General features: G+C 40.7%; 19 protein-coding genes. 7 read left to right on the forward strand and 12 right to left on the reverse strand.

Annotation, left to right across the window (positions count from 1 at the left end):
- Window positions 1-50: 50 nt before the first annotated feature.
- From purC to dapA, 3 genes are read right to left on the reverse strand one after another with little or no spacing between them, the layout of a single operon-like run.
- Entirely contained in the window at window positions 51-770 is a 720-nt protein-coding gene (gene purC, locus ACF8D3_RS00215) for a phosphoribosylaminoimidazolesuccinocarboxamide synthase (protein ID WP_007480821.1), read from the reverse strand.
- Window positions 771-806: 36 nt separating this feature from the next.
- On the reverse strand, window positions 807-1,409 hold the full coding sequence (locus ACF8D3_RS00220) for a hypothetical protein (RefSeq protein ID WP_017196845.1): 603 nt from the start codon (window positions 1,407-1,409) through the stop codon (window positions 807-809).
- 15 nt (window positions 1,410-1,424) lie between these two features.
- On the reverse strand, window positions 1,425-2,318 hold the full coding sequence (dapA, locus tag ACF8D3_RS00225) for a 4-hydroxy-tetrahydrodipicolinate synthase (RefSeq protein ID WP_004878166.1): 894 nt from the start codon (window positions 2,316-2,318) through the stop codon (window positions 1,425-1,427).
- A 290-nt stretch (window positions 2,319-2,608) separates the two neighbouring features.
- Here dapA and pncA point away from each other — a divergent pair, with 290 nt between their 5' ends.
- From pncA to ACF8D3_RS00240, 3 genes are all read left to right on the forward strand, one after another.
- Complete coding sequence (gene pncA / locus ACF8D3_RS00230) at window positions 2,609-3,241, forward strand: bifunctional nicotinamidase/pyrazinamidase (RefSeq protein ID WP_392469485.1); 633 nt, start codon at window positions 2,609-2,611, stop codon at window positions 3,239-3,241.
- A 93-nt stretch (window positions 3,242-3,334) separates the two neighbouring features.
- The gene (locus tag ACF8D3_RS00235; RefSeq protein WP_004878164.1) at window positions 3,335-3,799 is read left to right on the forward strand and encodes an Lrp/AsnC family transcriptional regulator; all 465 of its coding nucleotides are present in this window, start codon (window positions 3,335-3,337) and stop codon (window positions 3,797-3,799) included.
- Between the two features lie 203 nt (window positions 3,800-4,002).
- A complete protein-coding gene (locus tag ACF8D3_RS00240; RefSeq protein ID WP_007480826.1) occupies window positions 4,003-4,641 on the forward strand; it encodes a YitT family protein in 639 nt (212 codons plus the stop codon).
- 74 nt (window positions 4,642-4,715) lie between these two features.
- Here ACF8D3_RS00240 and glmS read toward each other — a convergent pair whose 3' ends face one another.
- The 8 genes from glmS to ACF8D3_RS00280 all read right to left on the reverse strand — a co-directional run bounded on the left by glmS (window position 4,716) and on the right by ACF8D3_RS00280 (window position 12,914).
- Window positions 4,716-6,554, reverse strand: a complete 1,839-nt coding sequence (glmS, locus tag ACF8D3_RS00245) for a glutamine--fructose-6-phosphate transaminase (isomerizing) (RefSeq protein ID WP_061393137.1) — start codon at window positions 6,552-6,554, stop codon at window positions 4,716-4,718.
- Window positions 6,555-6,566: 12 nt separating this feature from the next.
- The gene (gene glmU / locus ACF8D3_RS00250; RefSeq protein ID WP_392469487.1) at window positions 6,567-7,931 is read right to left on the reverse strand and encodes a bifunctional UDP-N-acetylglucosamine diphosphorylase/glucosamine-1-phosphate N-acetyltransferase GlmU; all 1,365 of its coding nucleotides are present in this window, start codon (window positions 7,929-7,931) and stop codon (window positions 6,567-6,569) included.
- Window positions 7,932-7,953: 22 nt separating this feature from the next.
- Window positions 7,954-8,475: a phosphatidylglycerophosphatase A gene (locus tag ACF8D3_RS00255; protein WP_004878160.1), complete on the reverse strand. Its 522-nt coding sequence runs from the start codon at window positions 8,473-8,475 to the stop codon at window positions 7,954-7,956.
- Window positions 8,453-9,370: a thiamine-phosphate kinase gene (gene thiL, locus ACF8D3_RS00260; protein ID WP_392469490.1), complete on the reverse strand. Its 918-nt coding sequence runs from the start codon at window positions 9,368-9,370 to the stop codon at window positions 8,453-8,455. Before thiL ends, ACF8D3_RS00255 begins: the two co-directional genes overlap by 23 nt.
- A gap of 15 nt (window positions 9,371-9,385) precedes the next feature.
- Window positions 9,386-9,835, reverse strand: coding sequence for a transcription antitermination factor NusB (gene nusB, locus ACF8D3_RS00265; RefSeq protein WP_004878158.1), 450 nt, complete (start codon window positions 9,833-9,835; stop codon window positions 9,386-9,388).
- A gap of 3 nt (window positions 9,836-9,838) precedes the next feature.
- Window positions 9,839-10,309, reverse strand: a complete 471-nt coding sequence (gene ribE, locus ACF8D3_RS00270) for a 6,7-dimethyl-8-ribityllumazine synthase (protein ID WP_004878155.1) — start codon at window positions 10,307-10,309, stop codon at window positions 9,839-9,841.
- An 11-nt stretch (window positions 10,310-10,320) separates the two neighbouring features.
- A complete protein-coding gene (gene ribBA, locus ACF8D3_RS00275; protein WP_004878154.1) occupies window positions 10,321-11,442 on the reverse strand; it encodes a bifunctional 3,4-dihydroxy-2-butanone-4-phosphate synthase/GTP cyclohydrolase II in 1,122 nt (373 codons plus the stop codon).
- Window positions 11,443-11,603: 161 nt separating this feature from the next.
- Entirely contained in the window at window positions 11,604-12,914 is a 1,311-nt protein-coding gene (locus ACF8D3_RS00280) for a hypothetical protein (RefSeq protein WP_392469492.1), read from the reverse strand.
- 61 nt (window positions 12,915-12,975) lie between these two features.
- On the opposite strand from ACF8D3_RS00280, the gene serB reads away from it, so the two are divergent.
- The 3 genes from serB to ACF8D3_RS00295 all read left to right on the forward strand — a co-directional run bounded on the left by serB (window position 12,976) and on the right by ACF8D3_RS00295 (window position 15,565).
- Window positions 12,976-14,196, forward strand: coding sequence for a phosphoserine phosphatase SerB (gene serB / locus ACF8D3_RS00285; RefSeq protein ID WP_392469494.1), 1,221 nt, complete (start codon window positions 12,976-12,978; stop codon window positions 14,194-14,196).
- Window positions 14,197-14,601: 405 nt separating this feature from the next.
- Window positions 14,602-14,937, forward strand: coding sequence for a ciprofloxacin tolerance protein AciT (gene aciT, locus ACF8D3_RS00290; RefSeq protein WP_004878149.1), 336 nt, complete (start codon window positions 14,602-14,604; stop codon window positions 14,935-14,937).
- Window positions 14,938-15,085: 148 nt separating this feature from the next.
- Window positions 15,086-15,565: an SCP-2 sterol transfer family protein gene (locus tag ACF8D3_RS00295; protein ID WP_312101520.1), complete on the forward strand. Its 480-nt coding sequence runs from the start codon at window positions 15,086-15,088 to the stop codon at window positions 15,563-15,565.
- A gap of 45 nt (window positions 15,566-15,610) precedes the next feature.
- Here ACF8D3_RS00295 and dtd read toward each other — a convergent pair whose 3' ends face one another.
- Window positions 15,611-16,051 carry a D-aminoacyl-tRNA deacylase gene (gene dtd, locus ACF8D3_RS00300; protein WP_257735895.1) on the reverse strand — a complete coding sequence of 147 codons (441 nt, stop codon included), beginning with the start codon at window positions 16,049-16,051 and terminating at the stop codon, window positions 15,611-15,613.
- 151 nt (window positions 16,052-16,202) lie between these two features.
- Here dtd and pncB point away from each other — a divergent pair, with 151 nt between their 5' ends.
- The gene (gene pncB, locus ACF8D3_RS00305) at window positions 16,203-17,408 is read left to right on the forward strand and encodes a nicotinate phosphoribosyltransferase (protein ID WP_004878143.1); all 1,206 of its coding nucleotides are present in this window, start codon (window positions 16,203-16,205) and stop codon (window positions 17,406-17,408) included.
- Window positions 17,409-17,564: the final 156 nt, after the last annotated feature.

The raw sequence follows: 17,564 nt of genomic DNA on the forward strand, positions 1-17,564 counted from the left end.
TATAAAAAAACCAGCCGAATTGGCTGGTTTTTTTATTTGATTTTACTGAATTAGATATCAGATAAATCTACGCCTAAACGTGTTGCAACTTCTTCATAAGCTTCAACAACGCCGCCTAAACCTTGGCGGAAACGATCTTTATCTAATTTTTTCTTGGTATCTTTATCCCATAAACGGCAGCCATCTGGAGAGAATTCATCACCCAAAACGATGCGGTCATGGAATACACCAAACTCAAGTTTGAAGTCGACCAAAATCATATTACCAGCATCAAATAATGCTTTAAGTACATCATTGACTTGGTAAGTGAGTTCTTTCATCTTGGCAAGTTGGTCTGCATTTGCCCAACCTAAAGCAATTGCTTGAGACTCGTTCACCATTGGATCGCCAAGTGCATCATCTTTGAAGAATAATTCAAATGTTGGAGGCGTTAACTCTTTACCTTCTTCAACACCTAAGCGACGGCAAAGTGAACCCGCTGCATAGTTACGAATCACGCATTCTACAGGGATCATTTGTAATTTTTTAACCAATACTTCAGTTGGAGAAAGCAATTTTTCAAAATGCGTTTCGATACCCGCTTCAGCCAATTTTTCCATGATGAAGGCGTTAAAACGGTTGTTCACCTTACCTTTACGATCTAGCTGCTCGATTTTTTCGCCATTGAACGCAGAGGCATCATCACGAAAGACTAAAATCAGGTGGTCAGCATTGTCTGTTTCATATACAGATTTTGCTTTACCAGTATAGAGCAAGGTTTGTTTTAACATGGGGGAACCTTTTTGAAAAATGTGCCTAGTAAACGACTAGGCTGGCCAATTTTGGTAAATCTGGGATAACACTTCGGTTGCAACCGCTGGGTCTGCAAAGGTGGTGTCAAGTTTGAATAGCGCGACAGTATTGCTTGAGCCTACAGCAGAAAGCTTGAGCAGATAATTCTGATCGTTCACAGTAATGGTTGCTTCATAACCATGATCTGCTTGAGAAATAACTTTGTAATTTAGGCTGTTTAATGTCGCAAAAGTATATTGCCAAGCGGCAGCAGTAGGACCTTCCACTTTTAGTAATGGGTTTTTGTTCCCATCCATAACCAGTTGTGGACGACCCAATGTTGTCGTCGTATTTTCAGTGCTACTTGCTGTTGTTTGCAATGCCTCTGGACGAGGTAAAGCATAACGGTTGCCACTTTTGTTTTCGAATGACGGTGCATGTTCGATCGCAAGTGGATCAACCGATGGAGCTGGATACAATGGAGTAAATGGTCTGACCGTTGCATTGTCAGGGAATTTGAGAGGTTCAAGCGCTTTTGCTTTTTTGTAATCCAATGAATGATTATTGAGGGCAAAACGACCACAACCAGCCAAACTTAAAGCTGAAATGACAAGGACAACACCAAGACGTAATTGCATCATAAATTGCTCGTATTAAATAATTCCCGCAACTTTTAAGTCGTTGCGAAGAGGTTCACGATATTGTTCTGCTAGAGCGGTTAAAGGCAGGCGTAGGCCTGTGCTAATGTATCCCATCTCATGCAATGCCCATTTCACAGGAATTGGGTTTGATTCGCAAAACAAAATATTGTGTAGATTTGCAATTTGTTGATTCAAGCTTTGCGCTTTTGCTTTATCACCAGCCAATGCTGCTTCACAAACTTCGCTCATTTGTTTTGGCGCTACGTTTGCAGTGACCGAGATATTACCTTTAGCACCAAGTAAAATCAGCTCCCATGCCGTTTCATCATCACCTGAATAAACAGCCATTTTACCGTTTAAGCCTTCGATGAGTGCTTGACCACGAGGAACATCGCCTGTTGCATCTTTAATACCAATAATGTTTTTAACATCAGCAAGGCGAATGACCGTATCATTTTGCATGTCAACGCCAGTACGACCTGGAACATTATAAAGGATTTGAGGAATATCAACAGCTTCTGCAATTGCTTTATAGTGTTGATATAAGCCTTCTTGCGTTGGTTTATTATAATATGGCGTAACCAATAGCGCTGCGTCAGCACCTAACTCTTTTGCTGCTTTGGTCAGTTCAATCGCTTCACGCGTTGAGTTAGCGCCTGTACCCGCAATAATAGGAATACGTTTATTCGCGACACGAATCACTTCTTTAATGACTTGTGTATGTTCTTCCATGCTGAGTGTAGAAGCTTCGCCCGTTGTGCCGACAGCAACAATGCTATTAGTACCTTGTTGGATGTGCCACTCAACGAGCTTCTCAAGACCCTTCCAATCTACGCTGCCATCTTCAAACATTGGGGTGACGATTGCGACAATTGAGCCTTGAATATTCTGTGCTAGCTGAGTCATTTTAAAAAAATATCCTATTTTCCCATCCGAGATTGAAGTAATTTAAACGAAATATTGGATGGTTGCAGTATTTTGATTCGTCGTCCAACAGTAAGTCGAGTTGAATGACAATTATGCAAATTATGACTGATCAGAGACATAAGAACAATATGCTTTGGTCAAACTGTAGAAAACTTTAATTCATCTTTAACTTGAATAGTTTTCATCTTAATTAAAAGTTTTGCTATCTCTAGTCAGAATAACGCAGGCAGGGTATTGTAAAACCAGATGGTTTAGAGGGAAAGACAGCGATGTCAGTGAATTCAAAGAATATCGCATTGATTGTGGTGGATGTTCAGAATGGTTTTACACCGGGTGGAAACTTAGCCGTCGACCAAGCTGATCAGATCATTCCTTTAATTAATCAGCTCTCTACAAAATTTGGTCATGTGGTGTTGACCCAAGACTGGCATCCAGAACAGCATATCTCTTTTGCTGAAAATCATCCGCATAAACAGCCATTTGAAACCATAGAGTTGAATTATGGTACTCAAGTGTTATGGCCGAAACACTGTGTGCAGGGGAGTCATGATGCAGCATTTCATCCTGATTTGAATATTCCAACCGCTCAACTCATTATTCGTAAAGGCTTTCATCCCGATATTGATAGTTATTCTGCATTTATGGAGGCAGATCGAAAAACTCCTACAGGATTAAATGGGTATTTGAAAGAACATCAAGTTGATACGGTATATATCGTGGGGATTGCGACAGATTTTTGTGTGGCGTGGACGGCACTTGATGCCGCAGCCTTTGGATTTAAGACCTATGTGATTGAAGATGCATGTAAAGCAATTGATTTAAATGGGTCTCTACAACAGGCTTGGCAGCAGATGTTGGATCAAGGGGTAGAGCGCATTCACTCAACGACGATTCTACCTTGAGCTTGTTACAATTAATCTAAAGACGTTACACTTTTCGATCATGACCAGCTTTCATGATTGTTACTATGCCGCGCTATTACCACAGAGAGTTTTATGACTGACCAACTTGATGATTTTGACCGTAAGATTATTCATCATTTACAGCGAAATGGACGTTTAGCCAATCAAGAGTTGGCAGAATTGGTTGGCTTATCAACTTCACAATGTTCTCGTCGTCGTATTTATCTCGAACAGCAAAATATTATCACTGGTTATTATGCCCAAATCGCATTGAGTGCTGATCCAGCACCAATTATGGGTATTATTGAAGTGAAGCTACAAAATTATAATGATGCAACACACGATCGTTTTGTTGAGTTTCTGATGCATGAGCCTGCGGTCAAAGATATTTACAAACTCACAGGGAGTTATGATTTTGCCCTCAAAGTTGCAGTCAAAAACTTAGATGAAATGGTTAAATTGATCGGTATTTTATCTTCCCAAAACTTTGGGGTGAGTAATTTAAATACCTCAATCGTGCTTGAAAAATTAAAAGAAAATGGTATTGCGATTAAATAGAACAACGCTTTCCTAAGCTGGGTGTTATCGCTCGGCTTTTTTTGGTTTTGATTATACCAATTGGATTATTTTGAATATAAATTGCATTTATGGTGAAAATATAAGAAAAAATTGCGAAAATCAAATAAAAATGATCAAATATGTCATATCTTTTTTTAAAGATTTCTCTCCCTTCTGTTGTTCTCCTATTAAGTTGTAGCGTTATGAATACCGATCAAAAAGTATCTTTGGTAAGCCCAGTCATGCCTGTAATTGATCAACACTCAAAGATTGAAGATGCACTTGCCATGTTAATCGGCACTTTTATTCTTTCATTTGCGATGACATTGTTAAAGCAAGCAGGAATTATGACGGGTGGAACAGCTGGCCTGTCATTGTTGATTCATTACATCACAGATATTAAGTTTGGTATTTTATTTTTCCTGATTAATATTCCATTTTACTATTTTGCTTATAAAAAAATGGGCGTTGGTTTAGTCGTAAAGACGTTTATTGCCGTGGCTTTACTGGCAGGTTTTACGGAAATGATTCCCCATTTTTTTCACCTGTCAGACGTAAATCCATTTTATGCGACGATCTTCGCGAATGTGCTGATGGGTGTGAGTTTTCTGATTCTTTTCAGACATCGCTCTAGTTTGGGTGGTATTAATTTATTGGTTCTTTATTTACAAGAGCAGTTTAAGATTCCAGCAGGCAAGGTACAGATGGGAATTGATGTTGCGATCTTATTGATTTCATTATTTTTTGTGGATTGGAAATTGATTCTGATTTCTATACTGGGAGCTGTGATTCTGAATTCTATTATTTTGTTAAATCATAAAACCAATCGTTACGTGGCTTAAAGTCAGATACTTCTCATTTTTCTATTGGCATTTGAGAATGGAAGAAAGGTGAACCTTTCTTCCATTTTTTTTAATTATTCCACAGTAACACTTTTCGCAAGGTTACGAGGTTGGTCGACATCTGTACCGCGTAATACTGCAACATGATAAGAAAGCAACTGTACAGGTACGCTGTAAACGATTGGCGCTAACCATTCATTCACTGCTGGGATGTGTACAACGTGTTGACGATCTTTCTCTTGAATGCCGCTGTTTTCATCTGCAAATACAAAAAGTTCGCCGCCACGCGCTTGAACTTCTTCCATATTCGATTTTAACTTATCGAGCATTTCGTCATTTGGCGCTAAGATCACCACAGGCATTTCATTATCGACTAATGCCAACGGACCATGCTTCAATTCACCTGCAGCATATCCTTCTGCATGAATATATGAAATTTCTTTCAGTTTCAAAGCACCTTCCAATGCGATAGGGAAGTGTGTGCCACGGCCTAAGAATAAGCAGTGGTTCTTTTCTACAAACTGTGCAGATAAACGAAGAATCGCTGTGTTGTGCTGTAGCGTATCTAAAATTACTTTCGGGCAGTGCCATAACGCTTCAGTAATTTCAGTGAGCTGAGCTGCTGCGAGACGCTGCTTAACTTGACCGATTTTTAGAATCAATAACATCAAAGCAGCCAGCTGAGTTGTGAATGCTTTGGTTGAGGCAACACCAATTTCAGGGCCAGCAAGTGTCAGCAAATGATGATCTGTTTCACGTACCATTGATGACGTTGCAACGTTACAAATCGTCATGGTGCGGATATTGATGTTATTCGCTTTGGCACGTTTTTGAGTTTCACGTAACGCTGCCAATGTATCCGCTGTTTCTCCAGACTGAGAAATACAGATATAAAGTGTATTTTCAACAATAACAGGCGTGCGGTAACGGAATTCGCTGGCAATTTCAACTTGGCAAGGAACACCAATTAGCTGTTCAAACCAGTATTTCGCAATCATACCTGCATGGTAGCTGGTACCGCAGGCAATGATTTGTACTTGCTGAATTTTGTCAAAATCCGCATTGGCATGTTGAAGAAAATCTTCACGCAAATTATTGCCATTCAATGCTTGTGAAATCGTTTGTTGAATCGCTTCAGGTTGCTCATAAATTTCTTTGAGCATGAAGTGTTTATATTCGCCTTTCGATGCATTACTTACAGTCGCATCAAGCTCTTTCACTGGGCGATCAACACGTTCACCATTTACAAAAACTTCAATGCTGGTACGTGTTAAACGTGCAATATCACCTTCTTCTAAATAAACGAAGCGATTGGTCACAGGTAATAAAGCAAGTTGATCTGAACTAATAAAGTTCTCACCAATACCAACACCAATCACAAGCGGAGAACCTTCGCGAACGGTGATGAGTTCATCAGCATGTTCAGTATGAATAATACCTAAAGCATAAGCACCTTTAAGGCGTGGTGTTACCTTTTGAACAGCTTCTAATAAGCTATCTGTTTGCTTTAAGGCATCGTTGACAAGGTGAGCAACAACTTCTGTGTCAGTTTGAGAGGTAAAGATATAGCCTAGTGCTTGGAGTTCATCTTTGAGTTCTTGGTAATTCTCAATAATACCGTTGTGAACAACTGCAACATTGCCTGAAACATGCGGATGTGCATTATTTTCAGTTGGCTTACCATGAGTTGCCCAACGTGTGTGTGCAATACCGATATTACCCGTCAAATGCTGTTCTGAAACCGCTTCGGCTAAGTTTGCAACTTTACCAACACGACGTTCACGTAAAATTTGTTCTTTATTTAAGAGTGCTAAACCCGCAGAGTCATAACCACGATATTCAAGGCGCTTTAGACCTTCGATCAAGATCTCAGTTACACAACGTTCAGCAACGCCTCCAACAATACCACACATAATTATATCCTCTTATTTTTTCAGCTTTTGGGGACGTTGATAATTTGCTTTTTCAAATTGTTTAGCGCGTTCCACAGCTAAACTATGATCAGCGACGTCTCTCGTTAGGGTTGAGCCAGCACCAGTGGTCGCACCCTGACCAATCTTGATCGGTGCAACCAAGGAATTGTTTGTGCCAATGAAGACATTGTCCTCAATCACAGTCCGGTGTTTGTTTGCACCATCATAATTACAAGTAATCGTGCCTGCGCCAATATTACAATCTGCACCGATATCAGCATCACCTAAATAGGTAAAATGATTGGCTTTGGACCCTTGGCCAATGTTTGAATTTTTCACTTCAACAAAGTTGCCAATATGCACATCATTACCCAAGTTTGCACCTGGACGTAAACGAGCAAAAGGTCCAATTTGGGTATTTTCGCCCACGATAGCATTTTCAAAAACGCTGTAGGCTTGAACTTTTGTTCCAGCGGCAATGCGTGTGTTTTTCAAGATACAGCCAGCGCCAAGTTGAACGTTATCGCCAAGCTCACAATCACCTTCAATAATGACATTGATATCAATCTGCACGTCTTGACCACATTTGAGATGACCACGTAGATCAAAACGACTTGGATCAATCAGGTGTACGCCTTGTTGCATCAATTCTTTGGCTTGTTGTTGCTGAAATTCACGTTCCAATGCCGCTAATTGCAAACGGTCATTTACACCTTCTACTTCAAACTCAAGTTCAGGTTGGATCGATGCAATTTCTAAACCATCGGCAACGGCCATTGCAACAATATCAGTCAGGTAGTATTCACCTTGCACATTATTGTTAGACAGTTTTGGTAACCATTGATGTAGCTTTGCATTACTTACGCAATAAATGCCTGTATTGATTTCTTTAATTTGTCGTTGTTCTTCATTGGCATCTTTATGCTCAACAATCGCTTGGATTTTTCCAGCTTGGCGTACGATACGACCATAACCTGTTGGGTTTTCAACATTTAAAGTAATCATCCCAATGCCTGATTGGCTTGATGCTTCAAGTAGTTGTTCAAGCGTACTTTGGCGAACCAGAGGAACATCACCATATAAGATAAGTGAAATACCATCCTGAGCTAAGACAGGTAAAGTCATTTGGACGGCATGACCTGTGCCCAACTGCTCCGCTTGCTCCACCCACTCGATTTGTTCAGTGGCAAAGCGATTTTTAACCAGTTCTCCACCATGCCCATAAATGGTAATAATATTCTGAGCTTGTAGTTTTTTTGCTGTTTCAATCACATGACCTAAAAGTGGACGACCAGCAAGCGGTTGTAACACTTTTGGTAGTTGTGAACGCATTCGCGTTCCTTTCCCTGCAGCAAGAATAATGACTGTTGTTGACATAATTAACCCTAATATTAATGTGTTAGGTCAAAAAATAAAAATGGATTATAAAAATACAGAGTGCGGCCCAAAGTCCAGCAATAATGTCATCGAGCATAATACCAAAGCCACCTGACACTTTTTGATCAGCCCAACTAATAGGGAATGGCTTCCAGACATCAAATATACGAAATAAGATAAATCCCACAATGACCCACAACCAATTCATTTGTTGTAGATAAAGCAAAGGCAATAGAGTAATAGATTGACCTGCAAACTCATCCCAAACGATACGTCCATCATCATGAACGTGGATGACTTTTGCCGTATGTCCACAAATATAAATACCGACCAGTGACATGAGGACAATTGCAACGATACTGCCTAGCAATCCAAGTTGTAACCAGAATGGAACAAACAGCAGTGCAAAGGCAGAACCAAACGTTCCGGGCGCTTTCGGGCTGAGTCCTGAACCAAAGCCGACACCACAAAAAACGATAAAGCGGTCGTACCAACTCATTTGGTTGAAGTGGATGGGAGGTTTATGCAAAGTGTTGGTATCCATGAACATGTAATGGGTAAATATCGCCCATATACTCAAATAACAATCCAGATTGTTGGGTAATTTCGCCGATTATTGTAAGCGGAACATCGAGTTGCTGTTGCTGTAGTTTCTCATAGTTTTGCGGTGATATTGTAAAGCATAATTCGTAATCATCGCCACCTGCGAGTGCATATTGCCAAGCATGTCGTGGTTCAATTTGTTTTAGTGATGGATCTAACGGAAGCTGTTCAAGTTGTAATTTTGCCCCAACCTTGGATGCTTTGAGAATATGACCTAAGTCTTGTGCTAGTCCATCAGAGACATCGATCATGCTGGATGCCAAGCCTTTTAATTGTTGACCGAGTTGGCAGCGTGGCGTTGGATAATCTAAGCGATGTTGTAATGGATGTCCTAGATGTTTCAGCCCATATGCAGCATCTCCGACTTGTCCACTCACACAAATATAATCACCGATTTGAGCGCCTGATCGAGTCACAGCTTGTCCGTGATCAATCCAACCCAATGCTGTCACGCTAATGGTGAGTTGAGAGCTTTGAGTTGTGTCGCCACCAATCAGCGAAACATTGAACTGGTCACAACAGTCAAACAAGCCTCGACTGAATTCAGCCAACCAAGCTTCATCCACATGAGGGAGGCTCAAGGCGAGTAAAATACTGTGAGGTTTTGCTCCCATTGCAGCAATATCAGATAAATTGACTGCGACGCTTTTCCAGCCAATCGCATGCGCTGAGGTTTCTAATGGGAAATGACGACCAGCAACCAATGTATCTGTGCAGATCACTAGTTGTTGTGAGGGAAGAGGGGTAATAATAGCTGAGTCATCGCCAATGCCTAAACTTACATCAACTTTAGGCGTTCGTTTAAAATAACGGTCAATAATCGAAAACTCAGCCATACAACATCAAGCCTATTATTTTGCTTGTTGTTTTTCAGCTTCACGAAGCTTTGATGATAAACGGTCTAATACACCATTGATGTATTTATGACTATCTGCACCACCAAAGTGTTTTGCTAATTCAATTGCTTCATCCAGTACCACGCGATATGGAATTTCGAGATGATCTCGTAATTCATAAGCACCTAGGCGTAAAGCTGCAAGCTCTACACCATCAAGTGCAGTCAATTCACGGTCAAGTACAGGAATAAGGAGCTCATCTAAAGCTTCATGTTGAGCAACCACTTGAGTGAGCAATTCATGGTAATAATTTAAGTCAACTTTGTGCATTGCATTTTCAACACGCGTACGTGCTTCAATCTCATGTACAGGATTTTGACTCATTTGCCATTCATAAATCCCTTGTACAGCAAAACGACGTGCTTTGCGTTTCGCTGCATAAGCGGCCTGAAGTGTTTGCGACATGCTTTAAATTGCCTTTAATAAGTTAACCATTTCGATTGCAGTAAGTGCAGCTTCGCTACCTTTATTTCCTGCTTTCGTACCAGAACGTTCAATAGCTTGTTCAATGCTATCCGTTGTTAAGACACCATTGATCACTGGCATTGTGCTTTCAAGTGCAACAACACCTAAACCTTTTGCACATTCACCTGCAACAAAGTCGAAGTGTGGTGTGCTGCCACGAATGACTGCACCGAGTGCAATGATGGCATCAAATTGATTTGAAGCTGCTAATTTTTTCGCAACGATTGGGAGTTCCCACGCACCTGGTGCATGAATAACAGTAATCGCTTCTTCTGAAACGCCGTGACGTTTTAAAGTGTCGATCGCACCTTCAAGTAAATGCTCAACGACGAAGCTGTTGAAACGACCCACTAAGATCGCATAACGACCTTCGCTTGCGAGATGTAATAAACCTTCAATTCGGCGAATTGCCATAGCAACCTCGATTATTTTGCTGTGATTTGATCGGCAGTGATGTATTCCACTACCTCTAAATTAAATCCTGATAAGGCATTGAAACGAAGCGGAGAACTTAATAGCTTCATTTTCTCTACACCAAGATCACGTAAAATTTGCGCACCGACACCAATCGTTTGATATTGTTGGGAGAGAGCTGCATTTGATTTTAATGGTTTTGGTTGATTCATGTGATGCAAAGCATGACCTAAGTCTTCCAAATGATCCTGACCAATCCATACCAACACGCCACGATCACTTTCAGCAATCGTTTTCATCGCAAGGTCTAGATTCCAAGCAGGAGAACCATCTGCTTTATTGAGCTTTAATAAGTCACGAACTGGATTGAAGCCATGCACGCGAACAGTAGTGATACCATCTTTTGGCTCACCTTTCACTAAAGCTAAATGAATATCTGGGTTACCGATTTCACGGTATTTATACAGTTCAAACGTACCATATTGGGTTTGAATGCTTTCCTGTGATAAACGTTCAACAGTTTGCTCGTTGGTCATACGGTAATGGATTAGATCTGCGATCGTACCAATTTTAAGACCATGTTTTTCTGCGAAAACTTCTAAATCTGGACGACGCGCCATTGTGCCGTCTTCATTGATGATTTCACAAATCACAGATGCTGGTTCAAGACCAGCAAGGCGAGTTAAATCACAACCAGCTTCAGTATGACCTGCACGATGCAGTACACCACCAGGTTGCGCCATCAATGGGAAAATATGACCCGGTTGCACAATGTCACTTGGTTTGGCATGTGCCGCAACCGCAGTACGAATTGTATGCGCACGTTCGGCAGCAGAAATACCAGTACTAATTCCTTCAGCAGCTTCAATCGAAAGGGTGAAGTTTGTTGCATGCTGTGCGCCATTTTGATCAACCATTAATGGAAGATTGAGTTGCTTACAGCGTTCACGGCTCAGTGTGAGACAGACCAAACCACGTGCATGGGTAATCATGAAGTTAATATCTTCAGGACGAACATGCGTCGCAGCGATGACTAAGTCACCTTCATTTTCACGATCTTCATCATCCATCAGGATGACCATTTTGCCTGCACGAATATCTGCGACAAGCTCTTCAACACGACTCAGCGGCATTCGCTTTCACCTTTTAAGCTGCCAGTAACGGCATTAGTATTCGATAAATCTGGCATAGTTTACCGCATTTTAATAAATTTCGCCTGTGTGCTTGATCATCAATTAAAAAACCTAGTTCTATAACAAAGAACTAGGTTAGTTTTACAGTCATGATGAACGCGTTATGGCGTTGAAATATCGATAGATTCAGCAGATGATTTTGCTTTTTTACCCATCAAAATCTCAGTGCGAAGGTTTTGAGCAACCGTTGCACATGCTTCATTCATACCATTAATCATAAAGGCATGACGGGTCATAATATTGCTTGGATTTGGCATTGCGACCAATTCATAATTATTTTGAATCTCTTTGAGTTGATCATGATTCAAATGCAATGCTGCTTCTTTAGCATGTAAATGTTGAGTTAAACGTTTGGATGCTTCAATCGCATCGAGTTGCATTGCATCGACTGCACAAGCAACAGCACCGCGAGTTTGCAGTGCAAAGCGTTTATCTTCACGGTAGCGTTTATATAGAACATCTGCCAATAATTGGAAAACGCCCCCAACCATCATCAAACATTCAAGCGCATGTGGTTGATCTGCACTTGTTGATAATGTCGCACCATCCGCATTAAATTCTTGAACAACTTGAATTTTCTCTGCATCGATTTGGTAGTGCTTCGTACATAGATCAATACTTTTATCTAAGAATAATTGGCACAATTTAAAATAAGGCAAAGAAACCGATTGATTGACGCTGCTCAATAACTGTTTTGGATCATAAAACTGAATATTAAGCGCCAATGATTGGTCATCTAACGGTGCTTGATCGCTCACACTTTTTTCAATACGTGGTTTCGGTTGAGCTTTCGCTTGCTGCTGTGCTTGAGCAACCAAGGTGACAGTATTTTGCTTTTCTAAAGCTAAAGCTTGTGTTAAACGTTGAATTTCATGCTTAAGATGATTTTCTTGATTGATCTGCGCAAGATATTCACTGCGTGTTGGTCGCGCGATTGCACGATACGCAAGCCAAATTAAGACATGAATAAACAATGAAACTAGAATCGCCAACCATTGTGTTCTTAAGATTTCTCCGATGCTTGGTTCGATCAGCGTAATTTCAACCGTTCCGACTTTCTTTTCATTTTGTAATGCATCACGGACAAAGACCTCACCTTGACGTGTCTTTGCCATACCACTAGTCGCAAGGACTTGTTTATTGGCATCCAAAATACGAATCGAGGCAACGCTCGGATTGGTTGCATAACGATTGGCGACCAATGCCAAAGAGACTGTATTTGCAGGCTCTAATTCTGAAAGACTATCTGCCACCAACTGACTGGTCATCAGTTGTCCTTGGCTAGCGCGATTTTCATTAAGCTGATGGGTTGTTGCAATCACCAATAAAAAGGTATGCAATGCAAAACTTACGGTGAGTAGGCTAGCAAATAGCCCTTGTCGAGGCGCATTCAAGTTAAACTTCCAAGGCAAATAGATTCATGGGTTATGTTATGATTCTTACAATAGTTGTCGCTCAACCACGAGTCAATTCATGCGAGAAATCATTCTTATATCCTTTTTAGGACCAGATCAACCGAATCAGTTTACTCGATTAATGCAGGTACTCTCCGTACATTCTTTGCAAATACTCGATGTTGGTCAGGCTGTTATCCATAATCAACTTACCCTTGGGATCGTTATTGCTTCGGATAATGAGACTGCAACAGCATTAGCAATGAAAGAAATACTGATTTTAGCACATGATATTGGCTTAACTGTGCGATTTAAACCAATCTCCAACGCAGAATATGATCAATGGGTGAGTGAAGGTGGGCGTACACGTTATATCGTGACAGCATTGGCACCTGAATTAACGGCTGAACATTTGCAAGCCGTCACAAAAATTGTTTCTAGTCAAGGCTTTAACATTGAGACGGTTACACGTTTGTCAGGTCGTTTGGATTTAGATGCGGAGCAAAGTTCTCCTCGTCGTGCCTGTGTACAATTTGGTCTCAGTGGGCAAATGCTGGATGCGCAAGCCATGCGTGCCGCTTGTTTAAGTTTATCGGGTGAGTTAAATATCGATGTGGCCGTACAAGAAGACAATGCTTATCGTCGTAATCGTCGTTTAGTGTGCTTTGATATGGACTCTACGTTGATTGAACAAGAAGTCATTGATGAATTAGCGCTAGAGGCAGGTGTTGGTGCTCAAGTCGCTGAAATTACTGAACGTGCTATGCAGGGTGAACTTGATTTCCAACAAAGTTTTAGAGCACGTGTCGCTTTATTAAAAGGATTGGATGCATCTGTTTTACCGAAGATTGCTGAACGCTTAACCATTACTGAAGGCGCAGCTCGATTGATTTCAACCTTAAAAGCATTGGGTTATCGTACAGCAATTTTATCTGGTGGTTTCCAGTATTTTGCTGAATACCTTCAAGAGAAATTAGGCATTGATGAAGTTCACGCCAATATTTTAGATGTCGAAAATGGTGTTGTAACTGGTGAGGTCAAAGGCGCAATTGTCGATGGTGCACGTAAAGCTGAATTATTACGTCAGTTAGCCGATAAAATGGGGATTTCTTTAGAGCAGGCGATGGCTGTAGGGGATGGCGCAAACGATTTACCGATGCTTTCGATTGCAGGTTTAGGCGTGGCTTTCCGAGCGAAACCATTGGTTCGCCAAAATGCCAACCAAGCGATCTCAAGCGTTGGTTTAGATGGCGTGCTGTACTTATTAGGTATGCATGATAAAGATTTAAATCGTGCTTAAAATATAATCTTGGGTGTTAAATTATGCCGTGATTTGTCACGGCATACTCCATTTTGGTGCGTCATTAATCCGTCATATTTATGTCTAAATGTATAGAAAAACAACGATAAAAAAATTCAGGAAAAAGTTTTTTCTCAGCGAAAATGAGGCATGTTTTTTTGTAATGACACGCGGAAATTGACGCTATATAGAGATTCAGGTTTTTTGTAGATTAAAAAAATGTAATGACAAAAGCATATTGCGACATCTTATGTCGTATGATTAATTTTAGGCTCTTTTTTTCTAAAAAAAACCCTCCATAATGCATAAAGACGTTAATGCAATACGAATCACTGTTTAGAGATTACAGAACAATATGAGGTCTGATGATTGATACAGACCACCTTATTTAAGACGGAGGTTTCTATGGAAGCAGCGAATTTCACCATGTGGGTTGGATTTGGCTTAATCGCTGTCGCAGTTATTGCTGTTTTCTTTTCTCCTTATCGTCGTTGGTTAGGTTTTATGTTGGCAGGTATGTTGAGCTGGGGACTGTTAGAAGTGGTGCGCTTTGGTGTGCAAACCGCGTTCGAAATGTCAGTCGCCTATAGTTATCTGACGGCACTGAGCCTCGCGATGGTGACGGTTACATTCATTCTTTTACGTGAAGACAAACAAGCACAAAAACAACTGGCAAATCGTCAGTATATTGAACATACACCTGTATATAAGGATGACCAACAACAATGTTCTAGCCGATAAATCATAATAATTCGAACAACATCAAAGGCATGCTAAGCATGCCTTTTTTGTATCAACTTTCTGCAACAAAGCTTTTACCGACTCCGCTACAATTGTGCTAGGATACGGTTGTCTTAATTTTCATCATTATACTGTGGGCATAATTGTCATGAAGCTTTCTTCTTTACCTGTGGTTAAGTTACCTATTGTTGATGTAAGCACTGATCCACTTGATTTGCTGGTGGCAGGTTTGGCGTTGCGTATGAAGCAATTGGCACGTACTAGCCCTAAGTTTATTGAGTTGGTACATGACCGCGAGTTCCGTATTCAAATTGGTACAGATTTGGGTATGGCACGTCAGATTATTGTGAACCATGGCAAGATTGATACCGTTGCAGGTAACCCTGGAAAAGCAGACTTTATTTTACAGTTTGCAGATAGTGAACAAGGTGTGAAAACACTAGTTAAAGGTGATCCAACTGCGTTCATGACAGGTATGCAAGATGGTAGTATTAAAATGGAAGGCGATTTCAGCTTACTCGTGTGGTTCAACCAAGCTGCGAAACTGATTCCACCTAAAGTGCCAAAACCTGTAAAAGAGAAAATTCGTCAGGCGCGTGCATTTATCAAAGAAAAAACAGGCAAATAAGCCCAATAAAAAAACTCCCAAAAGGGAGTTTTTTATTCGTATGTATTATTCAATTTCTAAGTTAAATGTGACGGGTCCATCATTGATAAGATGGACTTTCATGTCAGCTGCAAAAATTCCCGTCTGAACATTTGTGAACTGTTGCTGAGCATATTCAACCAGTTGTTCGTAAAGTGCTTTGGCTTCTCCTGGTGGCATCGCTGGTCCAAAGTCTGGACGTAAACCTTTCTGTGTTTGTGCCATTAGCGTAAATTGAGATACCAGTAATAGACCGCCATTGGCTTGGCTGATATTCCAGCCCATTTTTCCTTGTTCATCATCAAAGATGCGGTATTTTAAAATCTTATCAATCAGCTTTTTGCCTTTCTCTAAATCATCTTCTTTCCCTAATCCTAAAAAGACCAACAGACCTTGTTGAATTTCACCTGTAGTTTGACCATCAACAACTACTTTAGCTTCAAGAACTCGTTGTATTAATGCGCGCATAAGAGGAAATGATCGATTGAAAAAAGACAGACCAGTTTAACAGAGAGTTGGGTAAAAATGAGCTGTGCAGCAAAAGTCTACTATTCAAGATTGGCTATTTGGTTGTATAACTAGAAATATTATGCAAAAGAATTGGTTAAAACCATCATCCATGTCTGCGATTATTCGATCTTTACTTGATACTGACTTATATAAATTCACCATGTTGCAAGTGGTGTTACATCAGTTTCCACAAGCGCACAGCGTTTATTTATTTCGTTGCCGAAATTTAGACGATACGGTTTATCCTCTGGTTGAGATATTGGATGATTTGAATCATCAATTGGATGTGTTATGTGAGCTTCGTTTTGCTGAGGATGAGCTGCAATATTTACGCTCATTGCGTTTTATTAAAAGTGACTTTGTCGATTATTTAGAGCTATTCCAGCTCAAGCGCCGTTTTATCAAAGCCAGTATAGATGAAGCGGGTCGTTTAGATATTCGTATCGAAGGGCCGATGGTTCAAGCGATGATGTTTGAGATTTTTGTGTTGGCGATCGTCAACGAGTTGTATTTCCGTAGAATTCGTCATGATGAGGTTTTTGTTGAAGGTGAACGACGTTTACAGCAAAAACTGCTACAACTGCAAAAATATGCAGAACAACAGCAAGAAAATGATCCTCCATTTTTAGTTTCGGATTTTGGGACACGTCGTCGTTATAGTTTTGAATGGCAAAAACATGTCGTACAAGCATTTCATTCAGCAGCACCGAAAGTTTTTCGTGGTACCAGTAATGTGCTATTGGCAAAACAATTGGGAATCAGTCCGATTGGAACCATGGCACATGAGTTTTTACAGGCTTTTCAGGCGCTTGATGTTCGATTGCGTAATTTCCAAAAGGCTGCATTAGAAGCATGGGTGCAAGAATACCGAGGGGATTTAGGGATAGCGTTGACAGATGTGGTCGGCATGGATGCATTCTTGCGTGATTTTGATTTGTACTTTGCCAAGCTGTTTGATGGTTTGCGCCATGATAGTGGCGATCCTTATGAGTGGGGTGATAAAGCCTATGCACACTATTGTAAGTTGAAAATTGATAGTAAAACCAAGATGTTGACCTTTAGTGATGGTTTGAATTTAGAGAAAGCATGGCAGTTACATCAATATTTTAAAGATCGTTTCCAAGTAAGCTTTGGGATTGGTACGAATCTGACCAATGATATGGGCCAAACGCCTTTGAATATCGTGTTGAAGTTGGTGGAGTGTAATGGTCAGTCTGTGGCGAAGATTTCGGATAGTTCGGGCAAGACCATGAGCGATAATGAAACGTTTTTGGCGTATTTGCGTCAGGTGTTTGAGATTGAGGAGGTTGAGTAGAGACATTACAGTGTCTTACCTAATTCTCATCAATTTTCAGGATAGACCTTCGGTGAGTTACTTTGGTTTTGCCCAAAGTAACCAAAGGCATTTGTTGAACTGACGGCACATCCTTGATGCCGCAGTTCAACGGGCGGCATCCATGCCGCCTCCGCA

Origin of the sequence: Acinetobacter sp. YQ_14 (assembly GCF_043102985.1) — a bacterium.
GTDB classification, from domain to species: domain Bacteria; phylum Pseudomonadota; class Gammaproteobacteria; order Pseudomonadales; family Moraxellaceae; genus Acinetobacter; species Acinetobacter venetianus.